At 66.0% G+C, this 25,974-nt stretch carries 19 protein-coding genes; 5 read left to right on the top strand and 14 right to left on the bottom strand.

What is annotated here, in order from left to right; translation table 11 throughout:
• Positions 1-40 precede the first annotated feature (40 nt).
• Together KCN53_RS06140 and KCN53_RS06135 are read left to right on the top strand one after the other, a co-directional pair.
• Positions 41-2,344: an autotransporter assembly complex protein TamA gene (locus KCN53_RS06140; protein WP_224199390.1), complete on the top strand. Its 2,304-nt coding sequence runs from the start codon at positions 41-43 to the stop codon at positions 2,342-2,344.
• Positions 2,344-6,576, top strand: a complete 4,233-nt coding sequence (locus KCN53_RS06135; protein WP_088710962.1) for a translocation/assembly module TamB domain-containing protein — start codon at positions 2,344-2,346, stop codon at positions 6,574-6,576. The genes KCN53_RS06140 and KCN53_RS06135 overlap by 1 nt, the downstream gene beginning before the upstream one ends.
• 40 nt (positions 6,577-6,616) lie before the next feature.
• Here KCN53_RS06135 and KCN53_RS06130 read toward each other — a convergent pair whose 3' ends face one another.
• The 5 genes from KCN53_RS06130 to KCN53_RS06110 form a co-directional block, all read right to left on the bottom strand.
• Complete coding sequence (locus KCN53_RS06130) at positions 6,617-7,561, bottom strand: D-2-hydroxyacid dehydrogenase (RefSeq protein ID WP_088710963.1); 945 nt, start codon at positions 7,559-7,561, stop codon at positions 6,617-6,619.
• Positions 7,562-7,565: 4 nt separating this feature from the next.
• Positions 7,566-8,708, bottom strand: a complete 1,143-nt coding sequence (locus tag KCN53_RS06125; RefSeq protein ID WP_088710964.1) for an acyl-CoA dehydrogenase family protein — start codon at positions 8,706-8,708, stop codon at positions 7,566-7,568.
• A gap of 135 nt (positions 8,709-8,843) precedes the next feature.
• Positions 8,844-10,034 carry an acyl-CoA dehydrogenase family protein gene (locus KCN53_RS06120; protein ID WP_088713269.1) on the bottom strand — a complete coding sequence of 397 codons (1,191 nt, stop codon included), beginning with the start codon at positions 10,032-10,034 and terminating at the stop codon, positions 8,844-8,846.
• Between the two features lie 61 nt (positions 10,035-10,095).
• Positions 10,096-11,406, bottom strand: coding sequence for an amidase family protein (locus KCN53_RS06115; protein WP_224199389.1), 1,311 nt, complete (start codon positions 11,404-11,406; stop codon positions 10,096-10,098).
• Between the two features lie 65 nt (positions 11,407-11,471).
• The gene (locus KCN53_RS06110; RefSeq protein WP_088710965.1) at positions 11,472-13,529 is read right to left on the bottom strand and encodes a 3-hydroxyacyl-CoA dehydrogenase NAD-binding domain-containing protein; all 2,058 of its coding nucleotides are present in this window, start codon (positions 13,527-13,529) and stop codon (positions 11,472-11,474) included.
• A 150-nt stretch (positions 13,530-13,679) separates the two neighbouring features.
• Here KCN53_RS06110 and KCN53_RS06105 point away from each other — a divergent pair, with 150 nt between their 5' ends.
• Complete coding sequence (locus KCN53_RS06105) at positions 13,680-14,390, top strand: hypothetical protein (RefSeq protein WP_143712151.1); 711 nt, start codon at positions 13,680-13,682, stop codon at positions 14,388-14,390.
• 25 nt (positions 14,391-14,415) lie between these two features.
• Here the strand turns inward: KCN53_RS06105 and KCN53_RS06100 are convergent, their stop codons facing one another.
• The 8 genes from KCN53_RS06100 to KCN53_RS06060 all read right to left on the bottom strand — a co-directional run bounded on the left by KCN53_RS06100 (position 14,416) and on the right by KCN53_RS06060 (position 21,390).
• A complete protein-coding gene (locus KCN53_RS06100; protein ID WP_088710967.1) occupies positions 14,416-15,654 on the bottom strand; it encodes a serine hydrolase domain-containing protein in 1,239 nt (412 codons plus the stop codon).
• Positions 15,655-15,667: 13 nt separating this feature from the next.
• The gene (locus KCN53_RS06095; RefSeq protein ID WP_088710968.1) at positions 15,668-16,447 is read right to left on the bottom strand and encodes a thioesterase family protein; all 780 of its coding nucleotides are present in this window, start codon (positions 16,445-16,447) and stop codon (positions 15,668-15,670) included.
• Positions 16,444-17,244 (bottom strand): SDR family NAD(P)-dependent oxidoreductase, encoded by an 801-nt coding sequence (locus KCN53_RS06090; RefSeq protein WP_088710969.1) that lies wholly within the window; start codon positions 17,242-17,244, stop codon positions 16,444-16,446. The genes KCN53_RS06095 and KCN53_RS06090 overlap by 4 nt, the downstream gene beginning before the upstream one ends.
• A 98-nt stretch (positions 17,245-17,342) precedes the next feature.
• Positions 17,343-17,843, bottom strand: a complete 501-nt coding sequence (locus tag KCN53_RS06085) for an LptA/OstA family protein (RefSeq protein ID WP_088710970.1) — start codon at positions 17,841-17,843, stop codon at positions 17,343-17,345.
• Positions 17,840-18,466 (bottom strand): LPS export ABC transporter periplasmic protein LptC, encoded by a 627-nt coding sequence (gene lptC / locus KCN53_RS06080; protein WP_088710971.1) that lies wholly within the window; start codon positions 18,464-18,466, stop codon positions 17,840-17,842. The genes KCN53_RS06085 and lptC overlap by 4 nt, the downstream gene beginning before the upstream one ends.
• Positions 18,466-19,083, bottom strand: a complete 618-nt coding sequence (locus KCN53_RS06075; RefSeq protein ID WP_088710972.1) for a ribonuclease D — start codon at positions 19,081-19,083, stop codon at positions 18,466-18,468. The genes lptC and KCN53_RS06075 overlap by 1 nt, the downstream gene beginning before the upstream one ends.
• Positions 19,084-19,091: 8 nt before the next feature.
• Entirely contained in the window at positions 19,092-19,898 is an 807-nt protein-coding gene (locus tag KCN53_RS16155) for a cold-shock protein (protein ID WP_088710973.1), read from the bottom strand.
• Positions 19,899-20,079: 181 nt separating this feature from the next.
• The gene (locus KCN53_RS06060; RefSeq protein ID WP_088710974.1) at positions 20,080-21,390 is read right to left on the bottom strand and encodes an MFS transporter; all 1,311 of its coding nucleotides are present in this window, start codon (positions 21,388-21,390) and stop codon (positions 20,080-20,082) included.
• Between the two features lie 99 nt (positions 21,391-21,489).
• On the opposite strand from KCN53_RS06060, the gene KCN53_RS06055 reads away from it, so the two are divergent.
• Together KCN53_RS06055 and KCN53_RS06050 are read left to right on the top strand one after the other, a co-directional pair.
• A complete protein-coding gene (locus KCN53_RS06055; RefSeq protein WP_088710975.1) occupies positions 21,490-22,773 on the top strand; it encodes a metal-dependent hydrolase family protein in 1,284 nt (427 codons plus the stop codon).
• Positions 22,774-22,811: 38 nt separating this feature from the next.
• Complete coding sequence (locus tag KCN53_RS06050; protein ID WP_088710976.1) at positions 22,812-24,644, top strand: DUF885 domain-containing protein; 1,833 nt, start codon at positions 22,812-22,814, stop codon at positions 24,642-24,644.
• A 33-nt stretch (positions 24,645-24,677) separates the two neighbouring features.
• Here KCN53_RS06050 and KCN53_RS06045 read toward each other — a convergent pair whose 3' ends face one another.
• Positions 24,678-25,970, bottom strand: coding sequence for a S41 family peptidase (locus tag KCN53_RS06045; RefSeq protein ID WP_088710977.1), 1,293 nt, complete (start codon positions 25,968-25,970; stop codon positions 24,678-24,680).
• Positions 25,971-25,974 lie beyond the last annotated feature (4 nt).

Here is a 25,974-nt window from a genome sequence, read left to right as displayed (position 1 = left end):
CTCCGGCCTGTTTCCGACAGAAGCGGTAGCTGGGGGCTTTGTGAGGCGTAACAGAGGGTTTTTAGAGATCCGTCCCACGGTCGTCATAGCCGCGCTAGCCGTCCTCGGCCTGCCCGTCGCGCCTGGAGCCGCGCAGCAGCCTCTTCCTGACGCGGAGGTAGAAGGCGACGTTCCGGCGTCTGAACCGGGTCCCGGCACAAGCGGAACGGCGGACGCTGACGACGTGCCCGAACCGGTCGAGCCCTCCATCGGCGACGACGAATTCGGCGACGCGCTGCCCGACCTCGACGACGATGCCTTCAGCGACTTCTCGCGCTCGCTCGAGCGGGCCGAGCGTCCCATCCCCGTCGCAGAAACCGAGCTCGCCGCGGAGGAGAGTGAGGCAGAGGCGGCAGCGGCGGAGGAGAATGGGGCTGAGGAAGTGGACTCCGCCTTCGAAACGATCGAGCCGGTCGAGATTCGGGAGGACGTTCTCGCACAGCCCCTCGTTCCCCTGCAGGAACTCCAGGTCACGGACCTGGCGGAGGCGGAGGCCGTCGAGGAAGATGCTCCGCTGCCCGAGGTGCGCTACTATCTCGCCATCGAGGGGCTCGAGGATGTCGGGCTGGAAGGCGAATTTCTGGACGCCTCCGCACTCGATGAAGGCGACGGATCCGCCGACAACGCGGCAATGCTCCGCGCCCGCGCGAATGCGGACGAGGAGCTGGCAAAGCGGCTGCTGGATTCGCGCGGCTATTTCGACGCAGCGGTCGGCGCCGAAGTCATTCTGCCGCCCGAGCCCGATGGCCGCTACCGCGTGCTTCTCGCCGTCAGCCCGGGCGAGCAATATACCTTTTCCGACGTCAGCATCGTCGGCGAGGACGAGGCGATCCCGCCGCGCCTCGTGTCCGACAACCTGCCGATCGAGGCGGGCGATCCGATCGTCGCCGACGAAGTCATTTCCGCCGAAGCCTCCATCGACCTTGTCTTTCCGTTCAACGGGTATCCCTTCGCCGAGGTGGAGCAGCGCGCCATCCTGCTCGACGAGGAAACCAAGACGGGCGACTACGTCCTGCCGGTCGATCTCGGCCCGCGGTCCCGCTTCCGCAACATCGAGACCGAAGGCGACCTGGCCTTCGACCAGGAGCATGTCGAACTGCTCGCGCGCTTCGACGAGGGCGATCTCTACGATGTGCGCATGGAGGACGACCTTCGCGAGGCGATGATCGCCACGGGCCTGTTCAACAGTGTCAGCATCGAACCTCTGAACACGCGCGACTATAACGAGGACGGCACCATGGCCGTCGACCTTCTGGTCCGCCAGGATGCCGGGCCGTCCCGGACGCTGTCGGCGGAGCTCGGCTATGGCACGGGAGAAGGCGCTCGCATCGAGGGCGGCTGGACCCACCGCAACCTGTTCCCGCCGGAGGGAGAGCTGGACCTGCGCGCGACCGTGGGCACGCGCGAGCAGGGCGCCGCGGCGATCTTCCGCCGCTCGAATGCCGGTGAGCGGGATCGCACCGTGCTGCTTGGCGTCGAAGCCGGTCGCAGCGATTTTCCGGCCTATAACGCCTATACCCTGTCGCTGCGCGGCCGGGTCTCGAAGGAATCGACGCCGATCTGGCAAAAGCGCTGGTCCTACGCCTATGGCGCCGAACTGATCGCGACGAACGAAAGCCAGGACGGCGACCCCGCGATCTTCGATTTCGACACGGCCTTCCTGATCGGCGCCGTAAGCGGGCTGGTCACCTACGATGCCTCCAACAGCCTTCTCAACCCGACGAAGGGCTGGAAGGCGTCGCTGCGCCTGTCGCCGGAGGCGGCTCTCGGCGGCGGCGATGTACGGCCCTATATCGTCAGCCAGGTCGACCTGTCCGGTTATTTCCCGGTCAGCCAAGACCTTACCATCGCCGGACGTGTTCGGATCGGCAGCATCAACGGCATCTCGCGCGACGAGATCGCGCCGTCCCGGCGTCTGTACGGCGGCGGCGGCGGCTCGGTCCGCGGCTACGGCTTTCAGGAGATCGGACCGGCGCGGGTCGAGATCACGCCGCCGGACCCGGACGATCCCGACGATACCGAGCCGGATATCGATTATCAGCCTATTGGCGGGCGCAGCGTCAACGAGGCGGCAATCGAAGCGCGCTACCGCTTTGGCAATTTCGGCGTCGTGGGCTTCGTCGATGCCGGCCAAGTCTATACCGAACAATATCCGCAGTTCGGCGACCTGCAATATGGCGCGGGTATCGGCGGCCGATATTACACCAATTTCGGCCCCTTTCGCCTCGATCTTGCCATTCCTCTGAACAAGCAGCCGGGCCAGAGCGACTGGGCCGTCTACGTTTCTATCGGGCAAGCCTTCTGATGGCGGAGACCGATATCTCTCCGGCCGAAGATCCGCGCCCCGACGAAGCCGAGGACCGGGAGGGGCCCGCCCTTCTGAAATGGGTCTTGATCGTCGTCGGCGGGCTCGTGGTTCTGGCGGCACTCGCAGCAGCCCTGATCGACACGGCGGCGGGCCGCCGCTTTCTCGTATTGCAGCTCGACGGGTACACGCTGTCCAGCGGTCTCACCATCAATCTCGAGCGGATCGACGGCTCGCTCTACGGCGACGCCCAGATCGAGGGCCTGCGCCTCTCGGACCTCGACGGCGAGTTTCTGGAAGTGCCGCGCGCACGGCTCGACTGGAACCCGTTCAGGCTTGTGTCGAACCATGTCGACATCGATGCGCTGGAAGTGCCGCAGGCCCGCCTCGACCGCCTGCCCCGGCTCAATCCGTCGGAGGATCCCGACGCACCCCTGCTTCCCAATATCAACATCGACATCGACCGGCTGGAGATCGGAAGTCTGGTCCTCGGCCCGGAAATCACCGGCCAGACTCATGCGCTCGCCGCGGAAGGCGAAGTCCATATCGCCGGCGGCCGGGCCCAGACCGACCTTCTGATCGAGGCGCTGAGCCGGGAGGGCATGGCCGGGGGCGATCGTCTTTCGCTGGTTCTCGACGCTGTGCCCGAAGAGAACCGCCTCGACGTCGATGCGTCGCTCGACGCTCCTGCAGACGGGCTGCTCGCCGCATTCACCGGCCTGTCAGAGCCGCTGTCGCTGCGGGTCGATGGTGAGGGAAGCTGGCAGGACTGGGAAGGCGTGCTGGCGCTGGAAACGGGCGGCAACGAAACCGAGCTGGCGCTGACCGCTGCCGACGGGACGATCACCGCCGAGGGAACGGCCGCGCTCGCCCCCTTCCTGCCCAACTCCGTCCTACAGAGGCTGGCGGGCGATACGACCGAGGTCGACCTGACCGCGGCGCTCGGCGAGCGGCGGGCGGATATCGAGTTTGCGCTCGCCTCGTCCGCATTGACGGCGAGCGGCGGCGGCGGGCTCAATTTCGCCGACGGCCGGTTCGAGGACGGGTTCTCGCTGTCGTTGAACCTCCTTGAGCCGCAGGCGCTCAACGACAATGTCCGCGGAACCGACGTGCGCGCGGATGTCGGGCTGTCGGGCCGCCTCTCGCGCCCCGAAATCGACTTCGACGCCAGCGCGTCCCGTTTCGGCCTCGAGAGCGTGGGCTTCTCCGGCCTGCGCGCAGTGGGCCAGGTGCGCATCGACGAAGGCGGGGCGGCCATCCCGGTCACCCTGACCGCGAACACCGCCACGGGCCTGACCGACTTCCTGACGCCCCTGACGCGCGACCTGGAAGTCGCAGGCACGTTTCGCGTCACCGGCACGGCGGCGACCGCGCCCAATCTCAGCGTTCGCTCCGACAATGCCGCCGGGCGCCTGGCGCTGGCCGTGGACCTCAGGGACGGCAGCTATGACGGCAATTTCACCGGGCGCGCGCCGCGGTTCACCTGGGATGTTTTCGGTATCTTCGATGCGCGGGCGGATATCGACTTCGGCTCTACCGACTCCGGTGAGTTCGCGCTCAGCGGCCCGATCAGGGCGCGTTCGCTTCAGCTCAACAACGCGATCCTGGCGCAGCTCGCCGGCGGACCTGCGACCGTCACAGGACGGCTCGTAGCTCCCGGAAACGGCCGCTACGGCCTTGAGAATATGCGCGTCACCGGCCCGGATATCGAGGCGGAGGGGTACGCGAGGTACCTGCCGAACGGGCAGCTCGACGTGGTCCTTTCCGGCGAAAGCGCGGCCTACGGTCCGTTCACCGCCACGGTCGGCGGTACGGTGGATGCCATCGCCATCGACGTGAACGCCGCCAACCCTGTTTTCGGCCTGCCCTTCCGCGACGTCACGGCAGCAATCCGCGGAACGCCCGACGGATATCGTATCAGCGCACGGGGAATGAGCGATTTCGGTGAAGCCACCGTCGAGGCGATTTATACGGATGATGGTCGCATCCTGTTGGAGTCGGCAAGTCTGGCCGGCATCACGGTCACGGGCGAGCTCGAACAGACGCCGGGAGGGGCCTATGCCGGCACCTTGCGCGCCAGCGGGAACGGCCTGCGCGGCAGGATCGCACTGGACGAGCGCGCCGGCGGCCAGTTCGCCGATATCGAGTTGACCGGTCGCAACCTCAATTTCGAAGCCGCAGGCGAGCTTCCCGATCTCGCCATCGGCCGGCTCGGTGTCGACATGACCGTGCAGATGACGGACGGCGTTCCGGTCATCGAGGGGCAGGCAAATCTCGCCGACCTCATCTACGGCACCACTCTCGTCGAGCGGGCGCGGGCCATCTTCGACTATGAAAACGGTCGCGGCGCCGTCGGGCTGGTCGCCGATGGAGAGGCGGGCCTCCCCTTCGAACTGGCAGTGAATGGCCGCTTTACCCAGACTGCCTTTCTGGCGGCGATCGAGGGCGAGCTGTCGGGCCAGGACTTCCGCACCGCCGAGCCGCTCCGTCTGGTGGCACAGGACGGCGGCTACCGGCTTCTGCCGACGCGAATCGTCACCGACAGCGGGGAAATCAGGCTGGCGGGCCGCTATGACGAGGGGCTTGTCGCCAAGCTGCGAACCGACGATTTCGACCTCGCCATGATCAACGCCTTCCTGCCGTCGGGTGGCTTTGGCGGTCGCATGAGCGCGAGTGTCGACTGGCGGCAGGAGACGATGGCGTCGTTCCCGGAAGCCGAACTGCGCATCGCTCTGGACGACTTCCAGAGGTCCGGCACGGTGGCCGTCTCCGAACCCGTCGACGCCAGCTTCCGCGGCCAGCTCGATGCGGATGGCGGCCGCATGACGGGCGAAATCAGCGAGCGTGGGCTCAACATCGGCCGGGTGCGCGTGGCGCTAGAGCCCCTGCCGGCCGACGAAGGGCCATGGCTTGAGCGGCTGATGGGCGCACCGCTATCGGGCGGACTGCGTTATAACGGTCCGGCGAGCGCACTGTTTTCCTTCGCCGGGCTGGCGGGCCAGTCGCTCGACGGCCCGCTTGCCGTCGCTGCCGACTTCACCGGCCAGGTCGAGGCACCCGAGCTGAACGGGTCGCTGTTGGCGAACGGCCTGACCTATGAGAACGAGACCTACGGCACGCGCATTCGCGGCATCGAGGCGCGCGGTACCTTCACCAATGACGGCTTCGTGCTCGAACGGCTGCGCGGACAGGCCGGCGAAGGCACGGTCAGCGCAGAGGGGCGCGTAAGCCTCTCCGCCGCCGAGGAATATCCGATCGACATCACGCTCAGCTTCGACGAGGCGCAGCTTGCCGAGGCGGACAATCTCGCCGCCAGGGTCTCGGGCGACCTCAGCATCGTCAACGCTCCCGGACAGCAGGCCATGATCAGCGGCGAACTGACGATCCCGGAGGCGCGCTACCGTCTGGTACGCGGCGGAGAGGCCGAGATCGCCACGTTGGAGGGTGTGCGCCGCCGCTCCGAATCCCGCCTCCTTGCCGATGCCGGCCCGACGGTGGAGGCGCCCACCGATCCGGGCGACTGGGCGCTCGACATCACGATCAGCGCGAACAACCGCATCTACGTCTCTGGCATGGGCCTCGAATCCGAATGGGGCGGCCGCTTCGATATTGGCGGCACGGCCTCCAATTTCCGTGTGGGCGGGGAAGTGAACCTGGAGCGGGGCACGTTCAGCTTTGCCGGACAGCGCTTCGAACTGGTGCAGGGCGCAGTCCGTTTCGTCGAGGGCGAGGACCTCAACCCGATCATCGACATCCGCGCCGAAACCGACATCGACGACATTACCGCGATCATCGACATTACGGGCCGCGCCTTCAATCCGCAGATCAGCTTCTCCTCGTCCCCCGCCCGGCCGGAGGAGGAGGTCCTGGCGCTGATCCTCTTCGGCGGCCCGCCGTCGGAACTTGGCGCGATCGAGGCCGTGCAGCTTGCCGCATCCTTGAACAGCCTTCGCGGGTCGGGCGGCGGTCTCAACCCGCTGGGCGAACTCCGCCGCGCCACCGGATTTGACCGCCTGCGCGTGCTCGGCGCGGACGAGGCCACGGGCCGCGGCACGGCGCTCGCCGTGGGCGCCTATCTCGGCGAGGATGTCTATCTGGAAGTGATCACCGACGCGGAAGGCTTCACCGCGACGCAGATCGAGGTCGCGCTGTCGCGTGCCTTCAGCATCCTGTCGACCATTTCGACGAGCCGGGGCCAGAGCGCTGGCGTGCGCTACTCGAAGGACTATTAGCGGGGAAAACTGCTTACAAAGTCCGCGTCCCTAGCGGGCGTTAATATCCCCGCTCGGTGTCGACGAAGTTGATGAGTTCCTTGCCCGCGCGGAAGCGCGACAGGTTTTCGAGGAACAGGTCGGTAAGCCGATCCGGCATGGTCGTCTGGCTGCGGCCCGACAGATGCGCGGTGATGATCGTATTTTCCGCATCCCACAGGGGATCGTCACCGGGCAGCGGCTCGGGCTCGGTCGGATCGAGCAGGCCTCCGGCGATCTCGCCCCCGTCCACCGCGGTCTTGTAGGCTGTCTGGTCGATCAGCGAGCCGCGACCGATGTTGATCAGGTGGGCGCTCTTCTTCATCGCCCGAAGCTCGTCGGCACCGATCATCCCGCGATTTTCTTCCGTGCCCGGCGCTGCCAGGATCACGAAATCGAAATCGCCGAGCCGCGCGCGCCAGTCGTCCGGACCCAGCACCCCTTCGGTCGGATCGGGCTTCGAGCGCACGACGGTGACGTCCGCGCCCACACCGCGAAGTTGGCGGGCAATCTCCTTGCCGATGTGGCCGTAGCCGATCAGCAGAACTTTCGCCGACGAGACTTCGACCGTGCCGAAGGGCTCTTCGCGCCACTCCTTGCGGTCGTGCATGCGCACCACGCCGGGAAAGCCCTTGGCAAGGGCATAGACGCCCATGACGGCCCACTCGGCCACCGGCACCGCGACCAGTCCGACCCCATTGGTGAAGGTAATTCCCTTCTCCTGCATCAGGTCCAGCGGATAGCGGTCCACGCCCGCGAAGCAGCACGAGATCCACCTCAACCGGTCCGCCCCCTCGATCACCCGCCGGACATCGTTTTCGGGCGCGAGCAGGTCGAGTTGTGCCGCATCGGCGCCCTTCACCGCCTCGGCGGCTTCGTCGACGGTCTGGAACCACGCCGCCTCCACGTCGGAGGGCAGGCGCGGTTCCATGGCGTGACGCCAGAAGGCGGACAGGGCGAGCTTCATTGGCCTAGTATCCCGATTCCCGGGCCAGCAGATTGGCGTGGTAATTGGCGTCGCCGAACAGTTCGGACAGGACGCGGCCACGCTTCATGTAGAGACCGATGTCATATTCGTCGGTCATCCCGACACCGGCATGGAACTGGACGCCCTCCTGCACCGCCAGTGTGGTTGTCCAGCCGGTCATGGCCTTGGCAACATGCACCGCGCGGTAGGCCTTCGTGCCGTCGGGCTGCTCGTCCAGTAGCTGCTGCGCCTTCAGGACCGCGGCCCGCGCGACTTCCAGTTCCGCATACAGATGTGCGGCCCGGTGCTGCAGAGCCTGGAAACTGCCGATCGGCACGCCGAACTGCGTCCGCTCCTTCAGATAGGTGTAGGAGATGTCCGCAGCGCCCTGCCCCACGCCGAGCATTTCGGCCGAGGCGCCCGCGCGTCCCGCCGCCAGCATCGCGGACAGCGGCCCCCAGCCCTGGTCGACCTCGCCGATGACCGCATCGGCATCGACTTCCACACCGTCGAACTCGACGACGGAGGCGAGGCTGGCGTCGGTCAGGCGGCGGGCATCCGCGCTCATCTTCGCCGCGCCCTTTTCGACCGCGAACAGCGTGATCCCGTCGGTTTCGCCGGCCGATCCCCCGGTCCGGGCCGCCACGATCAGCAGGTCGGCGACATGCCCGTGCACCACGAACTGCTTGCGGCCCGACAGCTTGAAGCCGTTACCGGAGCGTTCGGCGCTCATCCGCGTCATGGCGGGATCGTGCTTCGCCGTTTCGTCGATCGCGAGCGCGGCGACAGCATCGCCGGCGGCGATCTTCGGGAACCACTTCTCGCGGTGATGTGCCCCGCCTTCCTTCAGCGCGGCGACCGCGGCGATCCCCGTTGAGAGCAGCGGGGACGGGGTCAGGTTCTTGCCCACCTCTTCTAGCACGACGCCGGCCTCGACATGGCCTAGGCCCAGCCCGCCATCATCCTCGGACATGAGGATCGAAGAGAATCCCATCTCCGCGAAATCCTTCCACAGGGCAGGGTCGTACCCGGTCTTGTCGTCACCGTCGCGCAGCTTGCGCATATGGGCAACGGGCGCCTTTTCGCGGACAAATCCTTCTGCGCTGTCGCGCAGCATTTCCTGATCTTCGGTAAGGTAAAGTGCCATCTCGATCTCCTTCCCCTCTCGGCGAGGGGGCGGGGTGCGTCCCCCGGTTGCAATGGGTTCACATCCTGCGGCGGGGGTGCGGGAGGCCCGGGGCGCGGGCCTTTCTCGCTCCCCTGCGCAGGGAGGAAAGAAGCGCTACGCCGCTGGCAGTTCCAGGATGCGCTTCGAAATGATGTTCAGCTGGACTTCGCTGGTGCCGCCTTCGATCGAATTGCCCTTCGAACGCAGCCAGTCGCGCGCCTTCTTGCCGCCATTCGACTCTTCCGACTCCCATTCCAGCGCGTCGGTGCCGCCGGCCGCCATGACCAGCTCGTTGCGGCGCTTGTTCAGTTCGGTGCCGTAATATTTCATCATCGACGGCTGGGCGGGGTTCGCTTTGCCCGCCTTCCATTCGTCGGCGAACCGCTCCGCCTGCGCCCGGTAGGCAGCGGCGCGCACTTCGAACATGGCGATTTCCGCGCGCATCAGCGGATCGCGCAGGCGACCGTCATCCTCTTCGCCGATGGCGGCGAGCGCCACCTCGGGAAGCGTCTGGCCCTTGCCGCCGCCGCCGAGACCCATGCCCGAAATCATCTCGCGTTCGTGGCCCAGCAGATATTTGGCGACGTCCCAGCCCTTGTTCTGCTCGTAGACTAGGTTCTTCTTTTCCGCGCGCGCGTCGGAAAAATAGGTCTCGCAGAAAGGCGAGGAGCCGGAGATCAGTTTGATCGGCCGCGCCTCGACGCCCGGCTGGTCCATGTCGAACAGGACGAAGCTGATACCCTTATGCTTCGGCGCGTCGGGGTCGGTGCGCACCAGGCAGAAGATCCAGTCGGCCTTGTCGGCATAGCTGGTCCAGACCTTCTGGCCGTTGATGATGAAATGATCGCCCTTGTCGACGGCCTTCGTTTGCAGCCCGGCCAGGTCCGACCCGGCCCCCGGCTCCGAATATCCCTGGCACCAGCGGATCTCGCCGCGCACGATGGGCGGCAGATGCTCTTTCTTCTGCGCCTCCGTGCCGAATTTCAGCAGCGCCGGGCCCAGCATCCAGATGCCGAACGAGGAAAGCGGAGGCCGCGCGTTGATGCGGCTCATTTCCTGCTGCAGCACTTTCGCTTCGCCTGCCGACAGGCCGCCGCCGCCATATTCGCTCGGCCACATCGGGGCGGTCCAGCCCTTCTCCGCCATGCGCTCCAGCCAGACCTTCTGCGCCTCGCTCTGGAAGGTGAACTTGCGTCCCCCCCAGCACTGGTCCTCGTCGCCGCGCACCGGCTCGCGCATTTCCGGCGGGCAGTTGTCTTCCAGCCAAGCGCGCGTTTCTGCGCGGAAGGTTTCCAGGTCAGCCATCTTCATATCTCCCAAGTTTTGGCGCGGACCATAACGATACGGATCGCTGCGCGCGCCCGTTCTATTTTGCTAGCGCCGCGGCAATCATACGCGCCGCCCCAAGCGTCGTGAAATCCTCGTAGCGCGGCCCGATCACCTGTATCCCGATGGGGAGTCCATCAGACGACCGGCTCACCGGCATCGCCGTTCCCGGCAGGCCAGGATAGTTGCACAGCCCCGCATAGGCGAGTTGCAGCCCCCAGGGGCTCGCCTCCCCGTTCACCTCCACAAGTCGCGACTCGCTATTGCCGTCGTCGATGGGGAAGGCGGTAATCCCTGCGACCGGCGCCACCACGATGTCCACGTCTTCGAACAGGCGGTCCCAGGCTCGGCGTGCGCGCGCCTGCTGGTCCAGTTGCTGCCACCAGTCCTCCACCGACGGCATGGCAACGCCGTCTGGCAGCGGCTGGCCCCGCCCCAATGTGGTGAGGAGGAGGCGCAGATAGTCGGAGTGAAGGGCAGCGAGATCGGGCCAGGCAGCGTCGCAAACGATGGTTGCGCCGGCATCGCGGGCGGCGCGCGCCGCTGCCTCGACGGAGGCGAGAATTTCGTCCCCGCACGGCGCGGTCGGATGCACCCCCAGCACCGCGATCCGCGTCCCGGCAAGGGTTTCGACGGCGGCGGGCGCCAGGGGATGCCGGGCGGTCAGGCGCAAGGCGAGTTCCAGATCGGCAGGGTCGCGGGCAAGCGGCCCGCCCACCCCCATGTCCGGCTCATGACCGTCGGTCCCCGGGAACAGATGCCCGTCCATCGGCACGACGCCATAGGTCGGCTTATGGCCCCACACACCGCAGAAATGCGCGGGCACGCGAATGGAGCCGCCGATATCGCTGCCGAACTCCAGCGGCACGTAGCCTGCGGCCAGCGCCGCGGCGGCACCGCCTGAGGACCCGCCGGGGCTGAAGCCGTGGCGATGAGGATTGTGAGTCGTGCCGTAAATGCCGTTCTTCGACTGCCAGTCGGCCAGCATCGGCGGGACGTTGGTCTTTCCCAGGATGATCGCGCCGGCAGCCCGCAGACGCCGCGCAACGAGCGCATCCTCGACCGCCGTGAAGCCTGCCAGTGCGTCCGAGCCCCAGGTGGTGGGCAGCCCGGCAAGGTCGTAGCTTTCCTTGATCGTCATGGGCACGCCGGCGAGCGGCAAGTCCGCCAGGGCTCCCTGTCGGTCCAGCGCATCGGCCTCTCGCCTTGCGTCTTCGAACCGGCGGACGACGACGGCGTTCAGCTCATCGTCGCGGGCTTCGATTCGGGCAATCGCGGCATCCACCTCGGCGCGCGCACTCGTCTCGCCGCGCTGCACCGCCGAGGCGGTTTCGATCGCCGTCATCTCCATTGCGCCCTCCCCAGGGACTGTCCGGCAAAGGCGCCGCCCGTTGGCGGACGGCGCCTCTCCGTTCATCAGTTGAAGGTCTCGCCCTTTGCCGCCTTGTCCTTCAGCAGCGCGGACATCTTCAGCTCGGGCATCTTGTCCGCGTGCTTTTCCAGGCCGCCGACGATGGTATCGAGACCTTCCAGGTCCGCCCAGAACATCGGTCCGCCGCGATAGCGCGGCCAGCCATAGCCGTAGACCCAGACCACATCGATGTCGGAGGCGCGCTGCGCCATCCCTTCCTCCAGGATCAAGGCGCCCTCGTTCACCATCGTGTAAATGGTGCGTTCGCGGATCTGCTCGTCGCTGATCTCGCGCTGCTCGACGCCTTCCTTGTCGGCCCACTTGCGGATCAGGTCTTCGACGTCCTGGCTCGGCGTCCCGCGGCGGTTCTCGTCATAGTCATAGAAGCCCGCCCCGGTCTTCTGGCCGCGCCGGTCCATCGCGCACAGTTCGTCGCGCAGAGACTCGATGCGATTGGGATCGCGGTGCCAGCCAATGTCGAGCCCGGCGAGATCGGCCATCTGGAACGGACCCATGGGCATGCCGAATTCCTGGTGCACCCGGTCGATGTCCCACGGCTTCGCACCCTCCAGGATCAGCTTGTTCGCCTCGCGCTGACGCGGGCTGAGCATGCGATTGCCGATGAATCCGTGGCAGACGCCGGCAACGACGGCGACCTTGCCGATCTTTTTCGAGAGCGCCATCACCGTCGCCAGCACGTCGCCGCGCGTTTCCGCGCCGCGCACCACCTCGAGCAGCTTCATGACGTTCGCCGGCGAGAAGAAGTGCATGCCGAGTACATAGCCCGGCCGTTTGGTGGCCTGCGCGATCTCGTCGACGTTGAGGTAGGAGGTGTTGGAGGCGAGGATCGCCCCGTCCTTCACATGCGCGTCGAGCTTCCCGAAGACATCCTTCTTCACGTCCATGCTCTCGAAGACCGCTTCGATGACGAGGTCGCAGTCGGCAAGGTCGGCATAGTCGAGAGTCGTCGACAGGCGGTCCATGGCCGCTTTTGCCTGCTCCTCGGACATGCGCCCGCGCTTCACATTGCCGGCATAGTTCTTCTGCATGACGCCGGTGCCGCGGTCGAGCGCCTCCTGCTTCATCTCCAGCATGGTGACGGGAATGCCGGCCGACAGGAAGTTCATCGCGATGCCGCCGCCCATCGTGCCGGCGCCGATGATGCCGACCTTCTTGACGGGGATCAGCGGCGTGTCCTTAGGCACGTCATCGATCTTCGCCGCCTGGCGCTCGGCGAAAAACAGGTGCCGCTGGGCTTTCGACTGATCGCCCTGCATCAGCTTCATGAACTCCTCGCGCTCGACCTTGATGCCCTCCTCGAAGGGCAACGTGGCGGCGGCGTGGATGCAGCGGATGTTCGCGGCCGGAGCGTCGAAACCCCTGATCTTCCTGTGGTTCTTCTGCTTGAAGTCCTCGAAGATCTGCTCGACCTCCGTTGCGTCGGGCAGCTTGTCGGTGCGGGCGGAGGTTGCCGGATGGCTGTCCTTCTTCGCCATCTCCTTCGCGAAGGCGATGGCGGTTTCGGCGAGGGCATCCTCGTCCGCCAGCTTGTCGACCAGCCCGATCGCTTCGGCCTCCTTCGCGCCGATCGGCTTTCCGAAAACGATCATGTCGAGCGCCTTTTCTACGCCCACGACGCGCGGCAGGCGCTGCGTGCCCCCGGCGCCCGGTAGCAGCCCCAGATTGACTTCCGGCAGGCCCAGCTTGGCCGACGGCACGGCGACCCGGTAGTGACAGGACAGCGCGACCTCCAGGCCGCCGCCGAGGGCGGTTCCGTGGATCGCGGCGACCACCGGCTTCGACGAAGCCTCCATGGCATCCAGCGTCTCCGGCAGGTTCGGTCCCTGCGGCGGTTTGCCGAATTCGGTGATGTCGGCGCCGGCATGAAAGGTGCGACCGTCGCAGCGGATTACGATCGCCTTCACGGCGTCGTCCGCAAGGCCTTCCTCGACGCCGTCCTTCAAACCTTGCCGGACAGCTGCACCCAAGGCATTGACGGGCGGGTTGTCGCTGACGATGACGAGGACATCGTCATGGCGCTCGGTTCTTACGGGACTGGTCATGTTCGGGCTCCCTTCGGAAAGTTGTTTGGGCCCCTTCATGTGCGGCGCGCGGCAAGAGTCAACGGGAAGAGGCTGAACCTGGCTCTCTGATCCACGTTGATCCGCCAGACGATTCATCCGCGCCAGGTTCGGCCCTTCAGGATTACCACTATGCCCCCATATCCCTTTCTTCGCCGCTGCATGCTGCTTCTGCTCGTCCTGCTTCCGGCAGGCGCGGCGGCGCAGAATTTCAGCGGCGTGTCGTCGCCTACGGTCAGACCCGGAGAACGCGGTTTCCAGCTGCGTAGCTCGTTTCTTCCTGCCGATGACGGCGCGGACGCGCGCTACGGTTTTCGCGTGCATTATCAGGAGGCCCTGACCGACACGCTGCGTGCACGGGGCAGCGTTGCGGTCGCCGACCGCGGCGCGGGGTCGCTCGACGTCGACGCTGTGAAGCTGGAGCTGCAGAAGCAGCTGTCGGCCAATTTCGGCATGCGGCTCGATGGCAGCCTTGGCGGTAGCGGACGGAACGACGCCGCCGCGCTGAACTTCTACGCCCAGCTACCCGCCACCGACGCGCTGACGCTGCGCGGCGTTGTGCAGGTCGCCCGAGAGTTCGGAGACACACGGCGCGACGGCCTGCAATTCCAGACACGCGGCGCGGCGGTCTACCGCCTCTCGGACAGCCTGACATTGTCTGGCGAAGCGTTCGCGAGACACGGAAAGCTTGGCAGCGGCGGTGCCGACGATTCGATTCAGGCGGGCCCGCGGCTGGCCGCCGTGCTTGGCGACGGCTGGACGGTCGAGCCGCAATGGCTATGGGGCGCGACAGGTCCCGTCCCCGACAACGAACTGCGCCTGTGGATCGGCCGCCGCTTCTGACCTGCGACCGATCCGGTGCCAGCCGTCAGGCGTAGCTTTCCGTCATGGCTGCGTAGATCAGCGTCGTCAGTTCACGGCGCACGTTGAACTGCATCGACGGGCCGACCTGGGTCATGAAGACCATGATCACCCGCTCGACCGGATCGATGAAGAAGGCGGTGGAGAAATAACCACCCCAGGAAAATTCCCCCGGCGACCCCGGAACTAGGCCGCGGTGATTGTCCAGCTTCACGGCGAAGCCCAGGCCGAAGCCCGTGCCGTCATTCTGCGTTTCCGAGAAGAGCGACTGGGAAATCTGCGGCAGGTCGACCCCGCCCGGCAGATGGTTCGACGTCATCAAGCCGATGGTCTTGGGCGACAGCAGGCGATGCCCGTCCAGTTCGCCGCCGTTGAGATAGGCCAGGCAGAAGCGGTGATAATCCTCCGCCGTCGATACCAGGCCGCCGCCGCCCGACAGCAGCTTGGGTTTCTTCGCCCACGCGCTCGACCCGCGCTTATCGAAGGCGTGATTCTTGCCGTCCGGGCCGATGGCGTAGCAGTCGGTCAGCCGGTCCGCCTTGTCGCCCTCGGCAAAGAAGCCGGTATCATCCATGCCGAGCGGGCCGAAAATCCGCTCCTTGAACACCTCGTCGAGCGGCTTGTCGGCCACGCGCTGGACGACCGCGCCCAGCACGTCGGTGGCTACCGAATAATTCCAGGCACTGCCGGGCGAGAATTCCAGCGGAATCTGCCCCAGCGCCTTCACGAAGCCGTCGAGATCGAAATTGCCGTGCGTGTTCTCCAGCTTGGAAACACGGTGGGCATAGTCGACCGCCGAGCGGTACTGGAAGGAATAGGTGAAGCCAGCGGTGTGGCGCAGGAGATCGACCATCTGCATCTCGCGCTCCGGATGGCGCGTGATGAACGGTGCATCGAAGCCGCCGGACACGAGGACGCCGGTGTCCTTCAGCTCGGGAAGTACGCGCGCGACGGGCGTGTCGAGCTGAACCCGCCCCTCTTCGAACAGCGACATGAATGCCGTCGATGTAATCGGCTTCGTCATCGAGGCGATGCGGAAGATCGTGTCCTCGGCGAGCGGCGACCCATCCTCGTTCAGCGAACCCTGGGTATGGAAATGTACCGGCTCACCGTCTCGGCTCAGCAGCAGCTGCACGCCGGGCAACCGGCCCGTGTCGACATATTTTTCCTTCAGGAAGCTTTCCAGCCGCCCGAGGCGCTCGGTGTCGAAGCCTTGGCTTTCCGGATCGACGGTCGTGATGGTCATTCTGCTCCCCTTTTTATCCGAACAAAGCGATCGACTGCATGCCTCGCGCCAACAGCTTCCCGTTTCTGTCCCACACACTCATGTCCTGGCTCGATGCGCCATGGCGCGCATGATCCGAAGTTGCCTGCAACAGCCGCCAACCATCGTCCGCCGGTGGCGGCAGATGAAGAATATTGTACAGCCATGTTAACGAGGAAATGTTCACTCGCTCGGTCATCACAGCCATAGCCGCCGGTGGTAGTCCGTCGCCAATCAGTACCATCTCGGTAACCGGGTCGAGCCCTTCGCGCTCGATGGGCCGGAACCAGCGCAGCATGTCAGCGGGCCGCTGCCCCGGGTAGGTCTCGAAGGAGGTCATTTCGAAATTCGAAATGAACTGCGGCGCTTCACCGAGAGGGGCTGTACCCTGTTCGATAGGCCGAGGTTCCGGCACCTCCGGCATGGGATAACCGGTGAAGTCCACGTGGCTGTCCAGATCGCGCATGAAGACGAAGGTTGCGAGCGTTCCCGTCCCTGCCTCACCGTCCAGCCGCGCCGTCACGAAGGCCGCGTTCCGGCCCTGGCGCTCCAGCTTTGCGGTTACGGTCACCCGCCCCGATACCGGACCGACGAAGCTGACCTGCGCGGAGCGGAGCGGAGGCAGGTCCTTACCCGCGCGTTTCGCGGCTTCGTAGCATAGCGCCGCGGTCAGGCCGCCATAGGCCGTCCGCCCCTGCAGCCATGCTGGCGGGATGTCGGCGCGAAAGCCGGTCTCGCTGTCCTCGCGTGCGGCGAGGATCGCCGGCAGGCTCATACCGCGACCTGTCCGTAGGCTTGGCGCGTCACCGGATGCGAAGCGGATAACCCGCCATCGACTGCAATCGACTGCCCGTTCAGGTAGCTCGCCTCGTCAGAGGCGAGGAACAGGGCGACGCGGGCTATCTCGTCGGCGACGCCGTACCGCTGCAGCGGGTTGAGCCTGCCAACCCGGTCCAGCTTCCCGGCCTCGCGCGCGAAGTCGAACACGGGCTTCGTCATCCCGGTTTCGATAATGCCCGGACACACGGCATTCACGCGGATCTTGGCACCGGTCAATTGCTGGGCGGCCGTCTTCACAAGGCTCATGACGCCGGCCTTGGAGGCGGAGTAGTGCGCAGAGCCCGCTCCTGAATTGATGCCGGCCACGGAGGCCGTGCAGACGATCGCGCCGCCGCCCCGCTCCTTCATCACCGGCGCAGCATGCTTGATGGCCATTGCGGGTCCGACCAGGTTCACGCGCAGCACCTCGGCCCACAGGTCGGGGGAGGCCTCGAGGATACTGTCGCGGCCACCGGAAATTCCCGCATTGGCAAAGAAAACGTCAAGCCCGCCGAATTCGCCCAGTGCCGCCTCGATGGCCCCGCGCACGTCTTCCTCGGCACCGGCATCCATCTGGCGTCCAACCGCCTTGCCGCCGGCAGCCTTGATCTCTTCCGCGGCTGCCTCCGCGCCCTCGGTTACGTCGCACAGCAGGACGCTCGCCCCTTCCTCGGCGAACAGCCGGGCGGCGGCGCGGCCGATACCGGATCCGGCGCCGGTGACGATGACGGACTTGCCTTCGAAACGGGGCATGATGTCTCCCAAGGATTTGCGCGTCGGGCTATTCGACGCGCCGCGCGGCGTCCAGCCTGTCAATTGCAGCCGGGCGCGCGCCCGCTGAAGCCTTGCGCCTAGTCCGTGTCGGTGCTGGCGGGCGTGAAGCGGCCGGTAACGCGGCCACCGCCGATGGAAGAACTGCCGCTGTTCAGATCGATGACCAGCCTGTCGCCGGTCAGCGTATCGCCCCCCCGTGCAAGACGCACGTCGCCAAGCAGCGTGACGATGCTCCGCGGCACATCGTAAATGGCCCGGCTTGCGCGCGCGGTCTCGCTCGGCGTTCTCACCGAAACGCTACCTTCCGCGATCAGCCGGCTGACGGAGAGGTCGCGGGAACTGTCGTAGAGGACGCGCACGCTCGCGGCGCTTAGGTCGAGCGTGCCCTGCGACACCTCGACATTTCCGGTAAACAGGGCCTGCTGTTCTGTTTCCAGTACTTCGATCCGGTCGGCGGCGAAATCTATGGGCGCCGAGCGGTCGTAGCTCCGCAGCGAATTGCCCACCAGTTGCGCACTGCCGGGAAAGGCGGCGATGCCGACCAGGATGGAAAGCAGGAGGGCCTTTGCGGTGTTCACGGGTTGATCCTCATACGGACATCCCCCTCCAGCAGAACCCTGCGCGTTTCAAGGTCGGCGCGCAAGCGATCGCCGGAAAATGTGCCGAGCGGGAGAGACCCATCGATCCTGCCCTCTCCCACAACGGTGCGGCCGGGAATGCTGACGAGGACGTCGGAGGTTGCCAGCCCGTAACCATCGTCGCGGCTGACCAGCACCGGGCCGTCGATAAACAGCGTTTCGTCAGCCAAGTCGTAAACCCCGCGCTCCGCCGTGACGGTCGCCAGCCCCTCGTCCATCTGCAGGCGCGCCGACAAGTCCACCAGATAGACGCGCGGGTCCGCGCTCGTTTCCTGCACGCCGCGACTGGCGCGAATCAGGAAGGGGCGGCCCAGATCGTCTTCGCCGCGATACACGGCTTCGCCCAGGCGCATCCGGTCACCGGCCATTTCGACCTCGTCCTTGGACAGGATGAAGCTGAACTCGCGGTCCTGCGTCAGCGGCCAGATCAGCCCCGCCGCAAGCAGCAGGGCCGCAAGCACCGGCAGGACCGCCGCCATGATTTTCGTGAACCGGTCCCACGCGGACCCCGGTAGCGCCCAGCGCGCGCGGCTCGCTCTCAACTCGTCGGCCGCGCGGCTCATCAGCTATGTGCGAAAATATCGACCTCGTTCCAGCCGAGGAGGTCGAGTTCCGCGCGCATCGGCAGGAAGTCGAAACAGGCCTGGGCCAGTTCGATACGCCCTTCGCGCGCCAGCCGCTCGTCCAGTACCTGCTTGATCTCGTGCAGGTAGCGAACGTCGGACGCCGCATATTCGACCTGGGCATCCGACAGACGCGGCGCGCCCCAGTCGCTGGACTGCTGCTGCTTGGAAATATCCTGGCCAATCGTCTCGCGCGCCAGGTCACGCAGCCCGTGCCGGTCGGTATAGGTCCGCACCAGCTTCGAGACGATCTTGGTGCAATAGACGGGCGCCATGGTAACGCCCAGCCACTTGCGCACGGCGGCGATGTCGAACCGGGCGAAATGAAGGATTTTAAGGCGGCTGCGGTCGGCCAGCAGCGCCTTCAGCACCGGCGCTTCGTAGCAGCCCTTGTCCAGGCGCACGAGGTGCTCATGCTCCCCGCCGTCGGACAGCTGCACGACGCACAGGCGGTCGCGATGGGGGTTTAGCCCCATCGCTTCGCAATCCACCGCTATTGGCCCCGTATGGCCGAGCGCACCTTCGGGAAGGTCGCCCTCATGAACATATGCGGTCAAGTCTCAGGTCAAATCAGCTCGATATTGTCGGCGGACACCCGGCCACGGCGGTCGCGTGCCAGCTCGAAGGAGACGCGCTGCCCCTCGTCGAGGCTCTGCATGCCCGACCGCTCGAGCGCACTGATGTGAACGAACGCATCGGGCTGGCCGTCGTCACGGGACAGGAAGCCGAAGCCCTTCATGGCGTTGAAGAACTTCACGCTGCCTTCCAGACGTTCGCCGGGCGTGAAATCGACGTCCTGGTCCTGGTGCTGCCGTTCCGGACGCGGAGCAGGCGCAGGCGCCTCGCCGTCGATCTCAAGATTGGCTGCCGACAGGCGTCCGCCCCGGTCCATCAGTTCGAAGCGCAGCTTCTGCCCTTCTGCCAGGGCCTGGTGCCCGGCGCGTTCCACGGCGCTGATGTGCACGAACACATCCTCGCCCTCGTCGCGCGCGATGAAGCCGAAACCCTTGGTGGGGTTGAACCATTTGACGGTGCCCTCGGCCGTGCCGAGCGACATGCCGGCATCACGCCCGCCGCCGCCGCGGAAGCCACCACCACCGCCGCCGCCGCCGCCGCGGTATCCACCGCCGCCGCCACGATCCTGGTTATAGCCGCCCTGGCCGCCGCCATAGCCGCCACCCTGATCGCCGAATCCGCCGCGATCCTGGTTATAGCCGCCGCCGAATCCGCCACGATCGAAATCGCCGCCGCCAAAGCCGCCACGGTCATATCCGTGGCCACCGCCGCCAAACGGATCGTCACCGTAGAAATCGTCGCCGCCGCCCCGCTTGCGATCCCGGCCCTTACCGCGCCGGCGTCCCTCAGAACTCATTCAATTCCGTCCACTTACCTTGATACCCGCCCGCTGTACGGAAGGGCCCGCCCCCTGACGGCCACCCGCACGAAGGCATTCACCTCATTCGCCGGCCCTGCAGGCAGGCACTCGTCAGCGCAGGGAGAATCACCCCCCATGCTTGCCCCTGCATAGCCGCTTGGCCGCTGGAATGACAGGCTTAAGTAACGCCCCCGGCCTCGTGCCTGCGCCGGTCGGTCTGTTCGCGAAATAGAATCACGCCGGCGGGAATGAGGGTGATCGGCAGGATGACGATCCATACCGCCTCCAGCCAGAACAGCGCCTCGTCGCTGTTACGGCTACCGGGTTCGGGATCGAATCCGGCCAGCGAGAGAAGCGGGAACAGGACGCCCACCGGAACGGCATATCCCAGCTTCTGCGCCGTGGTGAGGACCGCGTTGAGCAGGCCGATCCGGTCATTGGCGCCGGCGGCCTTCGCATCGTCGTTATAGTCCGCCAGCATCGCCCGCAGCAGGAAGGTCGGCGCCGCGAATCCCGCCCCGGCGATGAAGATCGCCAGCATGCTGATCCAGAATCTCTCGCCGTCCATGATGAAGAAGGCGGCGCAGTGCATCGCCATCTGGAAGAACACGGCCGCCCCGGCGGCGCGGGCCTTGCCGATCTTCTTGGCGATGCCGAGCCACACCGGCAAAAAGACGAAGCCGCTGATGAAGAATGCCAGCAGCATCAGCGAGGAGCCGGTATCGTCGAACCCGCGGCTCTGCTCCAGGAAGAACCGCAGCAGCGTGCCCAGCGATCCGCCAGCCAGGCTGAACAGGATGTCGACGATCAGCAGGCGGCGAAGCTCCTCCTGAGCGAAGAACGCCTTCAACTCCTTCCAGCCGATTCGCGGATGGTCGCTGCGGCTGTTGCTGCGCGGCACGAGCGCCACGGCGAGAAGGATCGTCAGCGGCAGCGCCACGACCGTGAAGATGCCCATCGCCTGCACCGCCCCGGGCGCAGTCTCTCCCATAAGCTGCGCCAGGACGGCCGGAAGGATAAGCACGAGGATCAGGCCCGCCAGATGCCCCCCCTGCCAGAAACTGAAAATGCGGCTGCGCTCGTGATAGTCGGAGGAAATGGTCGCGCCCCACGACGTGTGCGGGACGTTGATGCAGCTTTGCCCCACATAAAGGAGGATCAGCGAGACCAGCAGGTAGAGCGGACCGACGCCGTCCGGCGGGAAGAAGACGGCGCCCACGCCGACAGTCGCCAGCAGTCCGCCGCCCAGAAGCCAGGGCTTGAAGCGCCCCAGACGGGTCTTCGTATTGTCCGCCCAGTGGCCGACCAGCGGATCGAAGGGCACGTCGAGAGCGCGCACGATGAAGAAGATCACGCCCACCGTCGCCAGGTCGAGGCCCAGCTCACCGGCGTAAAATGGCGGCAGGAACGCCACCAGCGGCAGGCCCATTGCCGCGACCGGAACCCCGGGGCCGGCATAGACGAGAAGACGTCCGACGGAAAAACTCATCGCAGCGGAGGATAGGGTCCGGGGGGCGATGCGAAAGCCTAGAACTTGAAACAGTTTCGGCGGCGGGTAAGCGGAACCGACAAATTGGGGAGATTTAGCTTGCTCTTCGCGCGCCTCGTTCTGATCGGGTGTCTCATCGCGCCCGCCACCGCCCAGGCGGCAACCCTCGTCTACGCCGGCACATTGATCGCCGATCCGTCTAAGGCCGCCCGCGGCCCTTCCACGGTGGTGGTCGAGGGCGGACGCATCGAAGCCGTGGAGGATGGCTTTCGTTCACCCGGCGAAGGAGACGAGGTTATCGACCTTCGCGACCGCACTATCCTTCCCGGCCTGATCGACGCGCATGTTCACCTGACCGGTGATCATGACGATCCCTTCTACCAGGGGTTCATCGATACCGATGAATATGCCGTTGCCGTCGGCCTCAAAAATGCCGAGCTGACGCTCGAGGCAGGCTTCACGACCGTCCGCGATCTCGGCGGCGCGCCGGAAGCGGTGTTTGCCGTGGGCCGGGCGATCGAGGAAGAAATGCACCCCGGCCCGCGCCTCGTGGCAGCGGGGACGGCGGTCTCGATCATCGGCGGTCACGGTGACATGACCGGCGTTCGCCCCGAGATCGTCGAGCTCGGCGGCGACAATACCTGCACCGGCCCGGTGCAGTGCGCGGAACGCGTGCGCGAATTCTCGCGCGCCGGCGCGGACGTCATCAAGATCGCCGCGACCGGCGGCGTGCTCTCCCAGCAGGGACGCGGTCTCGGGGCGCATTTCACGCCGGAGGAGATGGAGGCGATCGTCGCAACGGCCCGTTCGCTGGGCCTGAAGGTCGCCGCACACGCCCATGGCGCGCGCGGGGTCGAAGCCGCCGTTCGCGCCGGCGTTTCCTCCATCGAGCACGGCACCTTCATCGACGATGCCGGGATCGAGGCCATGCGCCAGCGCGGCAGCTATTATGTGCCGACCCTTCTGGCGTTCCGCGGCATCGAGGAGCAGCTGGGCACCGGCATCTACACCCCGGTCGTTGAGAAGAAGATTCGTCAGGTCATCTCGCATACCGGCGCCGGACTTCGCGCTGCCTATGCCGCCGGCGTCCCCATCGCCTATGGCACCGATGCCGGGGTCTTCGCGCACGGCCGCAATGGCGAGGAAGCGGCCATGATGGTCGAGCTGTCCGGCCTGCCGCCCCGCGCCGTCCTGGAAAGCGCCACCGTGAATGCGGCTGACCTTCTCGGGATCGCAGACGAGACCGGCACGATCGAGCCCGGCAAGGCAGCCGATCTGATCGCCGTTGACGGCGACCCGATGGAGGATATCACTGCGCTGGAGCGTATCCGCTTCGTCATGGCGCGCGGGCGGGCCCACGACCTGCCGTCCGCCGCCGAATAATGTTTTACCGTTACCGTCATCAGTCGAGGGGCCGTTCCATGATCCGTACCGTATCCACCGCTGCGCTGGCCGCAGCACTTGCCGCCTGTGCAACCACCGAACCGTCGCCTCCGCCCACACCCGTGGCGGCCGTGCCCGAAGAGACCATGATGTCTCAGGAGCAGGCGCATGAGGAACTGTTCGCCCTGTTCCAGAGGAGCGACGAGGACAGTCTGCGCCGCAATCCGATCAGCGCGCTGTTCCGCGGCGACATGCGCTATGCCGACCAGCTCGGAAACTATCTGACCGACGAATATTATGACGCCGAGCGCGCCGCGGCGGAGGCCGAACTCGCGGCCCTTCGTGAAATCCCGCGCGAGGCGCTCAGCGAAACCGACCAGCTCGCCTACGACGTCTTCGAATATCAGAAGAAGCAGTCGATCGCCGGGCTCGTGGACGAGCTCGTGGCCTTGCAGGTCGTGCGCCCGGTCAACCACTTCCAGGGCTTTCACACCTTCTACCCGGTTCTGGCGAGCGGTCAGGGCGCCGCGCCGTTCAACACGGTCGAAGACTACGAGAATAATCTGAAGCGCCATGCGCAGTTCGTCGAACTGACCGACCGCGCCATCGCCCGCTTCCGCGAGGGGCTGGAAAGCGGTGTTCTCGAAACCAAGCTGACCATCAACAACGTGATCGGCCAGCTCGACACGCAGCTTGCGCAGCCGGTCAAGGACACGCCCTATTACGCGCCGGCCCGCAATTTCCCCGAGGATTTCAGCGAAGCCGACAAGGCGCGGCTCGCAGCGGAATATGAGCGCGTGATCGAAGAGGACATCTTCCCGGCCTACCGCCGCCTGCGCGATTTCCTTGCTGACGAATATGTCGACAATGCCCGCGACGAAGTCGGGCTGTCGTCGATGAAGGGCGGCGAAATGCTTTATCGCCAGTTCATCGAGGACACGACGACCCTGCCGCTCGACCCCGCCTATATCCACGACCTCGGCCTTAGCGAGGTTGCGCGCATCACGGCGGAAATGGAGGCCATCAAGCAGGAGGTCGGCTTCGACGGTACGCTGCAGGAATTCTTCACGTTCATCCGCGAAGACCCGCAGTTCAAGCCGCCGTCGCGCGAATGGCTGACCGAAAAATATTACGAGATCGGCGAGCAGGTCGACCAGACCATCGATACGCAGTTCTCGCTGACACCGAAGAGCCCGCTGGAAATCCGGCCGGTCGAGCCGTTCCGCGAGAAGAACGCCGCGGGCGGGTCCTATAATTCCGGTACGCCGGACGGCTCGCGGCCTGGCGTGTTCTACTTCAACGCCTACAACCTTCCCGAGCGTCTGACCCCCGGGATGGAAACCCTCTACCTGCACGAGGGCGCGCCCGGGCATCACTTCCAGATCAGCCTAGCGCAGGAGAATGCCGACCTGCCGAACTTCATGCGGTTCGGCGGCAACACGGCCTTCGTCGAAGGCTGGGCGCTCTATGCCGAGACGCTGGGCTCCGAGCTTGGGCTCTTCACCGACCCCTATCAGCGCTTCGGCCATCTGAACGATGAAATGCTGCGCGCCATGCGCCTGGTGGTCGACACCGGTCTCCACAGCAAGGGTTGGACCCGCGACCAGTCCATCCAGTACATGCTGGACAATAGCGGCATGACCGAGACCGAGGCGATTTCCGAGGTGGAGCGCTACATCGCGATCCCGAGCCAGGCAGTCGCCTACAAGATCGGGGCGCTGAAGATCCAGGAACTGAAGGCGAAGGCCCAGCAGGCCTTGGGCGCACGCTTCGACCCGCGCGAATTCCATGCCCAGATTCTGAATACCGGCGCCCTTCCGCTGCCGATTCTGGAGCGGAAGATCGACGACTGGATCGCCTCGAAGGGGTGATCTAGCGATGCCGCACTCGAACGGACGCCGGACCTAGTTTTCAGCGGTCCGTTCGCTGCGGCTGAACGACCCGAAGGCGCTTTCGCGTTCCAACGCGGTGGCCCGGTCCTCCGCAACATCGAAGCGAACGCGCCGCTCCGGCTGTCCCTCGGGATAGAAACTGTCGCCTCCAAGGGGGCGTAGCCGCACACTACGAACGCCGCGCCGAAGGGTAAGCGCACCCTCCTCGACCGTGACGTCGCTACTGCCGAAGTGTCCGGAATAGGCAGCAAGCGGCCTCGCAGGCGCAACACCCCTTTCCTCAGCTTTCAGCGCCTCCAGCACCCATGCCGTTTCCGGACCGGCATTCTCTGTTTCCATCAGGGTCTCGAACGCCGCCTTCTGCGCCGTCGCCAGGGCCTCGTCCGCCGCCACGGCGATATCGACCGCAACGCCTGTCCCCTCCCAGTTGCCGCCGGTCACCGGGTTCACCGGCGTCCCGAACGGCACGAAGACGAAGTATCCGGAGGCCGTTTCGATCTCGCCGCCGGGATTGGCCGCCCCGCGCGTGGCCTCGCCTACGATCGTCGCCCGGTCCGCAGCCTGCAAAGTGTAGGGAAAGGCTTCCGCGGCCGACGCCGTCAGCTTGCTGGTGAGGATGTAGACGGGTCTTTTCAGGTCGGGTCGGGGATGGAATTCGCCGGGCGCCTCGCTTTCAGTCCCCTCGCGGGAGTGGAAGACATTGTAGATATCGGCGTCGGCTGACGTGAACGCACTGACCAGATAGCCTACCATGGCGGGCGACCCGCCCCCATTCTGGCGCAGATCGAAGATCACCGCATCGGCATCGGCGGTCAGCTTCAGGGCCGCATCGGCCGCGCCCCGGGCCGGATCGGCGGGGTCGGCGAAGTCGATATCGGCAAAGCCCGACATTTCGATCAGCGCGATATTGCCCGGCAATATCGATGCTTGGGTGAACCCCCAGCCCGCGCGCCGCTCCCGCTCCCGCCAGGAGACCGCGGGGCGCCGGGGCTCGGTCTGCGTCGCATCGGCCTGCGCCGCCGAGGGCTCAGTCCAGCGCACGCGCAGATGACCGTCCAGCGGGCCAAGCTCCGCAGACAATGCTTCGGCGACGGCATAGCCGCTGGTGAGGCCATCGAATTTCCCTTCCGAGGCTGCGTCCCTCAGGCCCTCTCCGATCTGCCGCCCCAGCGCGGGATCGTAGAAATTCTCCTCGATTGCCTGCGCCACCTCGCTCGCGCTCTCGCGCGGATCGACCGAGGGCGCAGCGGCAAGCAGTAGCGGCAGGGACAGGAAAAGCGCGAATTGGCGCAAGCCGACGTTCATGGAG

This window comes from Pacificimonas aurantium, assembly GCF_020092905.1.
Lineage (GTDB): Bacteria > Pseudomonadota > Alphaproteobacteria > Sphingomonadales > Sphingomonadaceae > Pacificimonas > Pacificimonas aurantium.
Note: the sequence above shows the minus strand (reverse complement) of the source record. Positions and strands in the feature narration are given on the sequence as shown.

Bases quoted from the DNA above. Each gene is read 5' to 3' on its own strand.
- KCN53_RS06105 (WP_143712151.1), top strand. From the start codon at position 13,680: ATGCCCCCATATCCCTTTCTTCGCCGCTGCATGCTGCTTCTGCTCGTC.
- KCN53_RS06115 (WP_224199389.1), bottom strand. From the start codon at position 11,406: ATGGAGATGACGGCGATCGAAACCGCCTCGGCGGTGCAGCGCGGCGAG.
- KCN53_RS16155 (WP_088710973.1), bottom strand. From the start codon at position 19,898: ATGAGTTCTGAGGGACGCCGGCGCGGTAAGGGCCGGGATCGCAAGCGG.
- KCN53_RS06100 (WP_088710967.1), bottom strand. From the start codon at position 15,654: ATGACCATCACGACCGTCGATCCGGAAAGCCAAGGCTTCGACACCGAG.
- KCN53_RS06060 (WP_088710974.1), bottom strand. From the start codon at position 21,390: ATGAGTTTTTCCGTCGGACGTCTTCTCGTCTATGCCGGCCCCGGGGTT.
- KCN53_RS06125 (WP_088710964.1), bottom strand. From the start codon at position 8,708: ATGGCACTTTACCTTACCGAAGATCAGGAAATGCTGCGCGACAGCGCA.
- KCN53_RS06120 (WP_088713269.1), bottom strand. From the start codon at position 10,034: ATGGCTGACCTGGAAACCTTCCGCGCAGAAACGCGCGCTTGGCTGGAA.
- lptC (WP_088710971.1), bottom strand. From the start codon at position 18,466: ATGAGCCGCGCGGCCGACGAGTTGAGAGCGAGCCGCGCGCGCTGGGCG.
- KCN53_RS06110 (WP_088710965.1), bottom strand. From the start codon at position 13,529: ATGACCAGTCCCGTAAGAACCGAGCGCCATGACGATGTCCTCGTCATC.
- KCN53_RS06135 (WP_088710962.1), top strand. From the start codon at position 2,344: ATGGCGGAGACCGATATCTCTCCGGCCGAAGATCCGCGCCCCGACGAA.
- KCN53_RS06090 (WP_088710969.1), bottom strand. From the start codon at position 17,244: ATGCCCCGTTTCGAAGGCAAGTCCGTCATCGTCACCGGCGCCGGATCC.
- KCN53_RS06050 (WP_088710976.1), top strand. From the start codon at position 22,812: ATGATCCGTACCGTATCCACCGCTGCGCTGGCCGCAGCACTTGCCGCC.
- KCN53_RS06045 (WP_088710977.1), bottom strand. From the start codon at position 25,970: ATGAACGTCGGCTTGCGCCAATTCGCGCTTTTCCTGTCCCTGCCGCTA.
- KCN53_RS06130 (WP_088710963.1), bottom strand. From the start codon at position 7,561: ATGAAGCTCGCCCTGTCCGCCTTCTGGCGTCACGCCATGGAACCGCGC.
- KCN53_RS06095 (WP_088710968.1), bottom strand. From the start codon at position 16,447: ATGAGCCTGCCGGCGATCCTCGCCGCACGCGAGGACAGCGAGACCGGC.